General features: G+C 70.7%; 6 protein-coding genes and 1 pseudogene. All 7 read left to right on the forward strand.

The window, feature by feature from the left end; all coding sequences use genetic code 11:
• Positions 1-1,283 (forward strand): glycosyltransferase family 4 protein (locus AC32QD_RS08930; RefSeq protein ID WP_492010142.1); only part of this gene is annotated, 1,283 nt, incomplete at its 5' end.
• Complete coding sequence (locus tag AC32QD_RS08935; RefSeq protein ID WP_492010143.1) at positions 1,280-2,716, forward strand: hypothetical protein; 1,437 nt, start codon at positions 1,280-1,282, stop codon at positions 2,714-2,716. The genes AC32QD_RS08930 and AC32QD_RS08935, both read left to right, overlap by 4 nt.
• Before the next feature lie 247 nt (positions 2,717-2,963).
• Entirely contained in the window at positions 2,964-4,166 is a 1,203-nt protein-coding gene (locus AC32QD_RS08940) for a glycosyltransferase family 4 protein (protein ID WP_492010144.1), read from the forward strand.
• Complete coding sequence (locus AC32QD_RS08945; protein WP_492010145.1) at positions 4,150-5,400, forward strand: glycosyltransferase; 1,251 nt, start codon at positions 4,150-4,152, stop codon at positions 5,398-5,400. The genes AC32QD_RS08940 and AC32QD_RS08945 overlap by 17 nt, the downstream gene beginning before the upstream one ends.
• A 250-nt stretch (positions 5,401-5,650) precedes the next feature.
• The gene (locus AC32QD_RS08950; protein WP_492010146.1) at positions 5,651-6,991 is read left to right on the forward strand and encodes a polysaccharide biosynthesis/export family protein; all 1,341 of its coding nucleotides are present in this window, start codon (positions 5,651-5,653) and stop codon (positions 6,989-6,991) included.
• A gap of 194 nt (positions 6,992-7,185) precedes the next feature.
• Positions 7,186-8,373, forward strand: a complete 1,188-nt coding sequence (locus AC32QD_RS08955; protein WP_492010147.1) for a nucleotidyltransferase family protein — start codon at positions 7,186-7,188, stop codon at positions 8,371-8,373.
• A pseudogene (locus AC32QD_RS08960) lies at positions 8,370-9,003 on the forward strand (hypothetical protein); the annotation flags it as partial. The gene AC32QD_RS08955 and the pseudogene AC32QD_RS08960, both read left to right, overlap by 4 nt.

Here is a 9,003-nt window from a genome sequence, read left to right on the forward strand (position 1 = left end):
ACGGCGGTCGGCCGGACCGGGTTGAGCGGGTGACGGCGCAGGCCTTCCTTGCCCGCCAGGCGGCACAGGCCAGCGCCTCCTCGCCGCGGGCACGCCGGGTGATCTGCGCCCAGCTGGGCGCGCGCGAGAATTACGCGGTGGCGCGGGCCCTGTGGCAGTGCGGGGCGCTGTCGCTTCTGCTCACCGATACGTGGAGCCCCGCCGGGCCGCTGGGACGGGCCGCGCCCATGCTCGCCGGACGCAGCCATCGGGACCTCGCCGGAGCCCCGGTGGCCTCGGAAACCCTTGCCGCCGTTTCCCGCGAGATCTGGCTGCGGCTTCGCGGCGTGTCCGGGTGGCCGAAAATGACCGCGAAAAACCGCTGGTTCCAGGACATGGCCGTCCGTCGGCTGGACCGGCTCGGCCTCGGCGAGGGGGACGCAACGGTGTTCGCCTACAGCTATGCGGCACGCGACATCCTTGCGCATGCCCGCAGGCGCGGCTGGCGCACCATCCTGGGCCAGATCGACGCGGGCCCCGTCGAGGACGGGATCGTGATCGAGGAGCGCCGCCGCTATCCCGATCTCGCCCCGGACTGGGCGCCGTCGCCCGCGCCCTACTGGGAGGCCTGGCGAGACGAGATCGCGCTGGCCGACCGCGTCGTGGTCAATTCCGAGTGGTCACGCGGTCTGCTGTCGGCAGCGGGCGTGCCGGCGGAGCGCCTGGAGGTGATTCCGCTCGCCTACGACCCGCCGCCCGAGGCCGCCGGCTACCGGCGCCGCTATCCGCGCCGCTTCGACTCGGCGCGGCCACTTCGCGTGCTGTTCCTGGGGCTGGTCAATGTGCGCAAGGGCGTGGCCCGGATCCTCGAGGCGGCGCGCTTGCTCAGGGATGCCCCGGTGGAGTTCCATTTCGTCGGCCCGATGCAGATATCGCCGCAGGCCCGCCTGGTCCGGGAGGCGCCCGTGATCTGGCATGGGCCGGTGCCGCACGCCCAGGTGCATCGCCATTACCGCAACGCGGATGTGTTCGTGCTGCCCACCCTTACCGACGGGTTCGGCCTGACCCAGCTCGAGGCGCGGGCCTGGCGGCTGCCGCTGATCGTGTCGAACCGCTGCGCCGGCGTCGCCGAGGAGGGGGTCAGCGGGCTGGTCGTCGAACCGCCCACCGCGGACACGATCGCAGCGGCGATCGGACGCTGCCTCGACGCGCCCGGCTGGCTGCAGTCGGCGGCCGATGCGATCGCGCCCGGCGAGCGGTTCGGTCTCGACGAGCTGGGCAAGGCGCTGGCGAGGCTCCTTTGACCGCGCGCGCCCTCCAGTCTCGCGTCGAGCTGTGGGCCCAGACGCGCGCGACCAGACAGCGCCAGCGCACGCTCATGTGCATCTCGACCACGATCATCTGTGTCGCCGCCTTGTTCATCGCGCTGATCCTGACGGGCATCACCGATGTCGATTTGATTTTCGCGGAGACGGCCGAACTGTTCGGGGCCGCGTTGGCCGTCGCGCTGACGGTCGAGGCCGTCGCCGGCATCCGTAACCTGCTGCGCACCGACATCGTCATGCTGGTCGCGCTCTACGGCCTGATCTTCCTGGAATTCCTTTTCCCGCAGCAAAGCTTCGTCGGCCTGATCTCGCCGCAGGGGGCGCAGACGGGAACCACCGCCTCGCTGATCGGCTTCGCCGGCATCGCGCTGGGCCGGCACGCGCCGCTGCGCTTCAGGTCCGGCCGGTCGGCGCCGGCGATGCGCGACATGTCCCCGCGCCGCCTGATCCAGCTTTTTGTCGCCGTCTCGGCGGTCGGCTATTTCGACATCCTCCTTTCCGTGCACTTCGACCTCTTCGAGGCCATCCGCCAGATGGCCTGGCCGCGCTTCAGTCAGGCGTGGAGCCGCGGCAGGCTCGGCAACCTGAGTTCATTGCTGGGCCAGGTTGGTCTGCTGATCTATCTGATCCCGCCTCTGGCCGGAACGGTGCTGGCGCAATTCCGGCGTTATCGCGCCGGGGAGCTGGCGATCGTCGTGTGCGTCCTTGCGCTCACCTTCTACAAGGGCTTTGCCGGCGGCACGCGGAGCGTGTTCATCATCTATATAATCACGTTCCTGGTGGCGTTTCTTCTTGCGCGGCCGCGCATCACGGCGCGCGAACTGGTCCTGGTCGCGGCGGGAATCGCTGCCGCCGTGCTCGCGACCATCATGATGCTGGAGTTTCGCAAGATCGGGCTGGTGAACTACAATGTCAGCGAGGTCGACCAGGCGAAGCTCATCGTCGACTTCAATCTGATCAACATCTCCCGCCTGACGGAGGTGTTTCCGGCAAAGCATCATTTTCTCGGCTGGGAGATCCCCTACAGCGTGGTGATCCGGCCGATCCCGCGGGCGCTTTGGCCGGGCAAGCCCACCGGGTTGAGCTTCGGCATCGAGGACGCGCTCGGCGCGCACGGCCTGACGCTCTCGGCCACTTTCGTCGGCGAGAGCTTCATGGCCGCCGGCCTGCCCGCCGTCGCCGTGGCGGGGCTCCTGCTCGGCTCGTTCGCGGCGAGCTGGAACCGTGTGGGGGCGCGTCTCGACAACCTGTTCATGCTGGTGTTCTACGCCTCCGGCTTCTTCGCCGCGGCGCTCGCCATGCGCAGCGTGCTGCAAGTCGCGCCCGCGGTGATCCCGACCTTCGTTCTGTGGCTCTACGGCCGCTGGTCGCGCCCGGTGAAGGGGCGATCGTTGCGAGGCGGCAGAGCATGACCGGGGCGGTCCCGAAGGCTGCTGCGGGAGCCTGGGCGAGGTCCGGCAAGGCGCGGGCGGCAGGCCGCAAAAATGCTGCAATGCCGGGACATGATCCCGGTCCTGCAGCGCGCCTGCCCTTGAGTTGTCGAGGTCACGGGTCCTTCGGCGCGCAGCCTGGGGGGTGAATTGGTGGCGACCGATTGATGGCGTGCTTTCGCGGCACGACTGTGCGGCGGGCCGGTCGGCAAGACAGGCGCCGTGCCCGGTGAAGGTGCTTCTGGTCTCATCGAATTCCGGCTCCCGCGGCGGCGGCGAAATCTATCTTCGCTACCTCGCCGAGGGTCTCAGCCAGCTGGGCTGCGAGGTGCACGCCCTGATCGGAGCCGATCCGCGCATGGACGAGCTCGCCGCCGGATTTCCGCGAGGCGCCACGGTGCACCGGCTCGCGCTGACCAACACCTTCGCGCGGCCGCTGCGCTCGCTGGGCGCGGTCTTCGACGCGGCCCAGCAGCGGCGGATGCGGCAGTTCATCGAGCGCCTCGCCCCCGACGTGACCCATGTCAACCAGCAGGTCGCGGAGGACGGGCTGGATCTGCTGCTCGGCGCGGGGGCCGCGGGGTCGGCGCTGGTCTCGACGATTCACATCACGCATGCGGCGGCCGCCCTGCATGCGCGGGCGGGTGCCGTGCGCGATCTGGTTGCCGAGCGCGTGCTTCGCCGCCTCGGCGCGCCGGTGATCGTGGTCTCGCAGGCGGCCGGGCAAACCTTGCGGGCGCGCCGGCGCCTGGCGGCCGTGAACCTGACGGTCGTTCACGCCGCGGTACCGCCCGAGGAGCCCGCGGCCTATGCCGATGCGCGGCGGTGCGCGCGGCGCGACTGGGGCCTCGACGACGACGCTATCGCAATCGGGGCAATAGGCCGGATCGAGGATCAGAAAAATCCGCTCTTTCTCGTCGACCTCCTTTCGGACCTCGCCGCCTCGGGCCGCGAGAGCCGGCTTGTCTGGATCGGCGACGGCACGCTGCGCCCCGCGCTCGAGGCGCGCGCGGCCGAGCGCGGCGTCTCCGGGCGGGTGATCATCGACGGCTGGCGCACCGATGCGCGGCTGCGCCTGGCCGGGCTGGACATCCTGGCCATGCCCTCGCGGTTCGAGGGTCTGCCGCTGGCGCTGCTCGAAGCGATGCATGCGGGTCTCGCGGTCTGCGTCAGCGATGCAGACGGATTGCCCGAGGCGGTCGATGACGGGCGCAGCGGGTTCGTTCGCCCCGTCTGCGGCCGCGCGGCCTGGCGGGACGCTGTGGGCGCGCTGATTGACGACGCTGCTCTCAGGGCGCGCCTGGGTGGCGCGGCGCGCGCCGCCGCGCGCCGCCGCTTCAGCCTCGACTCCATGGCGCGGGCGACGCTTTCCGTCTACCGACGCACCGTGGGCGCAGCGGCGCGACAGGGAAGCCATGCCGTCGTCGATTGACACCTTCTCCTTCGCGCCCGATCTCGCGTTGGCGCCTCGGCGCAGGGTTCTGCACGTCTGTCCCTACATGCATCCCACAGCGGGCGGCCCCCCCGTGGTGGTCGAGCGCCTGGCGACGCACGCGGCGGCCTTCGGCTGGTCGGCCTCGGTCATGACCACCTCGCACATGTGCGAGGACGACGGCAGCGCGCTCATGGCCGAGCTGAGCCGGCGTCTCGACGTCGACATACTGCCGATCGATCGCCTTCGCCTCCTGGGCCACGCGTCCGGGGCGGTGGCGGCGATGGATGCCGCGGTCTGCCACGCCGACATGGTGCATGTGCACACGCTTTGGCATCCGTTGAACACGGTCGCCCGCCGCGCCTGCGGCCGGCACGGCAAACCCTATGTGCTGTCCCCGCACGGCATGCTGGATCCCTATTCCATGGGGGTCCGGGCGCTGCGCAAGCGCGTCTACCTGGCGCTGGTCGAGCGGCGCAATCTCGCGGACGCCGCCCGCGTCGTTTTCACCACCGCGACTGAGCGGGACCGCGCCGGCCCGAGGCTCGCGGACCTGATGCGGCACGAGGTCGTCTCGTTGGGCGGCGACCAGCCGCCGGCCATCCCGCGCGCCGCGCTCGCGGCCGGCTTCCTCAAGAGGCATCCGGGCGGGGTCGAGGGGCGTCGGATCCTGTTTCTCTCGCGCCTGCACCCCAAGAAGGGCTTGAACGCCGTGCTCGAGGCCATGCCGTCCCTGGTCGCCTCGAATCCGGGGACGCATCTGTATATCGCGGGATCGGGCGACAAAGCTTACGAGGACAGGCTGAGGAGGCGCGTCGAAAAACTGGCTCTGGGCGGGAGCGTCAGCTTCACCGGCCTGCTCGCCGGAGCGGAGAAGTGGAGCGCGATGGCCGCGGCCGATGTTTTCGTCCTGCCCTCGCGCCAGGAGAACTTCGGCCTCGCCGTGGTCGAGGCGATGCAGGCCGGGCTGCCGGTGGTCGTCAGTCGCGGCGTGAACATTCATCCCCAGATCGCGTCGGCCGAGGCGGGGGTCGTGCTGGATACGGAAAGCGACCCGGAGGCGCTCGCCGAGGCGATCGGCGGGCTTCTCGACGATCCGCGGGCGCGCGACCGGGCAGCGAGAAATGCGCGCGAACTCGCTGCGGCACGGTACGACTGGTTCGATGCCGCGGAGCAGTGCTACCGCCTCTACGACGCGGTGCTGCGGGAATGCGATTCCGGACCGGACGGCTAGCGGCCGGCGCCGCTGTCCCCGCGAGCGCCGATCTGCAACAGGACGGCAGCTCGATCGCCGGCGATCGGGGTTTTTTGCTGAATCATGCCGCGCTGCCGGGTTACAAGGCTGACGCGACTGCGTTACCAGGCTGTCGGGGCGTTTCGCCGAGGGGCGCATCGGGGGGCGCACCGGGGGGCGCACCGGGGGGCGCATCGGGGGGCGCAGCAGGTGGGTGCAACGCGGGTCAGCACGGATTGGGGGGCCGATAATGCAGATCCACGCTACGATCCGGGGTCACGCAACGATCCGGGGAACCGTGCTGGCGGCACTGCTCGCGCTCGGCGGCTGCGGTGTGATCTATACGGTTCCTGCGGTGGAAAAAGGCCCGCCCTACAACAGCGGGACCTATGCGACGGGCTATGACGTGAAGGTCGTGCCGCTGACCTACGAGACGGCGGCCGCGGCCAACCTCGCGCCCTATGTGCCGCCGCGCCTGCCCGCCGCGTATCAGCCCGCCGTCGCCCATGTGACGCAGGCCAGCGCCGCGGCGCAGCCGACGCCTCCCGCCCTGTTGCCGGACACCGGGGCGGCGGGTGCGCGCCCCCGGGCGGTGTCCGACAAGCTGCCGCCGTCGGGCCGCCCGGGTCCCTACCGGATCGGCATCGGCGATGTCGTGCTGCTTTCGATCAGCGGGACGCCGACGCTGGCCCAGCTGCCCGACCTGATCACCGCGCAGGCCAAGCGCGACGGCTACACGGTGCAGGGCGACGGCGCCATCGCCATCCCCAACGTGGGCCGGGTCAAGATCGCCGGCATGACGCTCGAGGATGCCCAGTACCAGATCTCGCAAAAGCTGCTGGCCGCCAATATCGAGCCATCCTTTTCGCTCGAGGTGTCCGAGTTCAATTCGCAGCACGTCTCGGTCGGCGGGCTCGTCGGCAAGGCGGGGCTGGTGCCGATCACGCTCCAGCCGCTGCACCTCGCGGACGCCATCGCGGCCTCGGGCGGCGTGGCCTCGGACGATCCCGGCGTCACCACGATCCAGCTTTTGCGCAAGGGCACGGCCTACCGCTATGCGGTCGATCGCTACATCAACGATCCCGCGGTTCGCGATATCGTGCTGCGCAACGGCGACAGCATCTACGTCGGCAGCGCCGAGAAGGTCCTGGAGGCGCGCCGCGCCAAGGCGCAGGCACTGTTCGAGAAGCGGCTCGGGCTCGGCGCCGTCAAGCGCTACTATGTCTTCCTCACCGGCGAGGTCAGGCACTCGGGGCAGGCCGAGTTGCCGTTCGATCAGCCGATCTCCCTGGCCAACGTGCTGTTCGGAAAGCCGGGCGGCGGCATCGACGCCCAGACCGGCGACTTCGGCGCCATCTACGTGATCCGGGGCGATCCGGATCCGCGCAAGGCGGGCGGGCTGACGGCCTATCACCTGAATGCCGCGAATGTCGCAAACCTGGCGGTGGCGGCGCATTTCGAGATGCGCCCCAACGACATCGTCTTCGTAGCGCAGCAGCCGGTCACGAGCTGGAACCGGGTGCTGAGCCAGATCTTCCCGATCGTCTCGGCGCCACAACAGCTGGCCACCTCGGCGGCCGGCGTGCCATGACCCGCGCTGCGCCGGCCGGCAGGCGCGCTCTTGGAGCATGAGCTCCCGAGGGCTGGGGCGGAGGCGGCGGTCGGCGTCGTCCAAGGGTGTGGCGCCGGCGGACCCGGCACAGGGCCGTGTGGCCGGCATCGGGTCGCACGCGATCCCGACGCGGCCGGAAAATCGCGCATGGGCAAGCCTTTGAGCGATCCGACATGACATTCGCGAGCGAACGCGCGCAGGCGGAGTCGCTCTTGCGCGCCTGCCTGCGCGGCGAATGCCCGCCCTGGCCGGGGGCCGGCGGCCTGTCGCTGCCCGAGGCGGTGCTGCAGCAAATCGCCGTCCACGGCGTCGGCCCTCTGGTCTGCGATCGCCTGGGCGCGGCGCCCGGCTGGCCGCAGGCCGTGCGCGACGCGCTGCGCGCGCAGGCGGTTGCCGCCGCGATGTGGGAGGAGAGCCATCGCGACATCCTGGTGCGGCTCACGGGCGCCCTGGCCGAACGCGGCATCGAGGCGATCGTGCTCAAGGGCACGGCGCTGGCCTATACCTGTTACGCCGATCCGGCGCTCAGGGCGCGAAGCGACACCGACCTGCTCGTGCCCGAGCACGCGGGCCACGAAGCCGGCGCGGTGCTCGGGGCGCTCGGGTTGCGGCGGGTCAACCAGGTCAGCGGCGAATTCATCAGCTATCAGTGCGGCTTCGAGGTTCGCGACCGGCTCGGGCTCGTGCATGCCATCGACCTGCACTGGCGCCTGAGCAATGCCGAGGTGCTGGCGCGTCTGTTCAGCCACGGCGAGCTCAGAGGTCGCGCCAGACCCGTTCCCCGGCTCGGGGCCAATGCCCTGGCGACGGCTCCGGTCGATGCGCTGATGATCGCCTGCATGCATCGCGAGCTGCATGCCCACAGCCCCTACTGGGTCGACGGCGTCGCGCATTTCCTGCCCGACCGGCTGATCTGGCTCTACGACGTGCACCTCTTGGCCGGCCGCCTGACCGCGCAGGAGCGGGCCGAACTCGGCCGGCTGGCGATCGACAAGGGCCTCGCGCGGGTATGTCATGACGGTCTTGCGCGCGCCGCCGAGTGGTTCGGCACCGAGGCGCCGGCGGGGCTTCTCGACAGCCTCGTTGCCGCGCGCGGCCGTGAGACGGCTCACACCTACCTGAACGCGGGCCTGGTCCGGCGCGAGTACATGAACTTCCGTGCCCTGGCCGGGCTGGGGCCCAAGCTGCGGCTGTTGCGCGAGGTCGCGTTCCCTCCGGCGTCGTACATGCGCGCGCGCTATGCCGGCGCGCACCCCGACTGGCTGCCGCTGCACTATCTGCGCCGCGGCGTGGGCGGCCTGGCCGGGCGGCTTTGGCACGCGGCCTGGGGCCGCGCCGGGCGGGAGCCGGGGCAAAGATGAGCGGAATCGCGGCGCTCATTCGCTTCGACGGCGAACCGGTCGAGCCCGGTCTGATCGAGGCGATGGCGCGCTCCATGGCGCATCGCGGCCCGGACGGTGTGCATTGGCGCACGCTCGGCTCCGTCGCGCTGGCGCACTGCATGCTGCGCACCACGCCTCAGGCGCTCGACGAGACGCAGCCGCTGGCCAACGAGGACGGCACCGTCGTCCTCGCCATGGACGGAAGGCTCGACAACTGGGAGGAGCTGCGCGCCGACCTCGCCGCCCGCGGCGCGCGCCTGCGCGACCGCACGGACGCCGAGCTGGTGCTGCGCAGCTACGAGCACTGGGGCCGCGACTGTACGGATCACCTCGACGGCGACTTCGCCCTGATCGTGTGGGACGCGCGCCGTGCCGAGGCATTCTGCGCGCGCGACCGCATGGGGCACAGACCCTTCCAGTACCACTGGGACGGCAGCAGGCTCGCCGTCGCCTCCGAGCTGCACGCCATCCTGGCGCTGCCGTGGGTGAGCGAGGAGCTCAACGAGGGGCTGATCGCGGAGCGGCTGGCAGACGATTTCTGCTCGCTGGACGAGACGCTGTGGAAAGGCATCCTGCGCCTGCCCGCCGCGCATCGGATGACCGTCGATG

Source organism: Thermohalobaculum sp., from assembly GCF_058622915.1.

Bases quoted from the DNA above. Each gene is read 5' to 3' on its own strand.
- AC32QD_RS08950 (WP_492010146.1), top strand. From the start codon at position 5,651: ATGCAGATCCACGCTACGATCCGGGGTCACGCAACGATCCGGGGAACC.
- AC32QD_RS08955 (WP_492010147.1), top strand. From the start codon at position 7,186: ATGACATTCGCGAGCGAACGCGCGCAGGCGGAGTCGCTCTTGCGCGCC.
- AC32QD_RS08945 (WP_492010145.1), top strand. From the start codon at position 4,150: ATGCCGTCGTCGATTGACACCTTCTCCTTCGCGCCCGATCTCGCGTTG.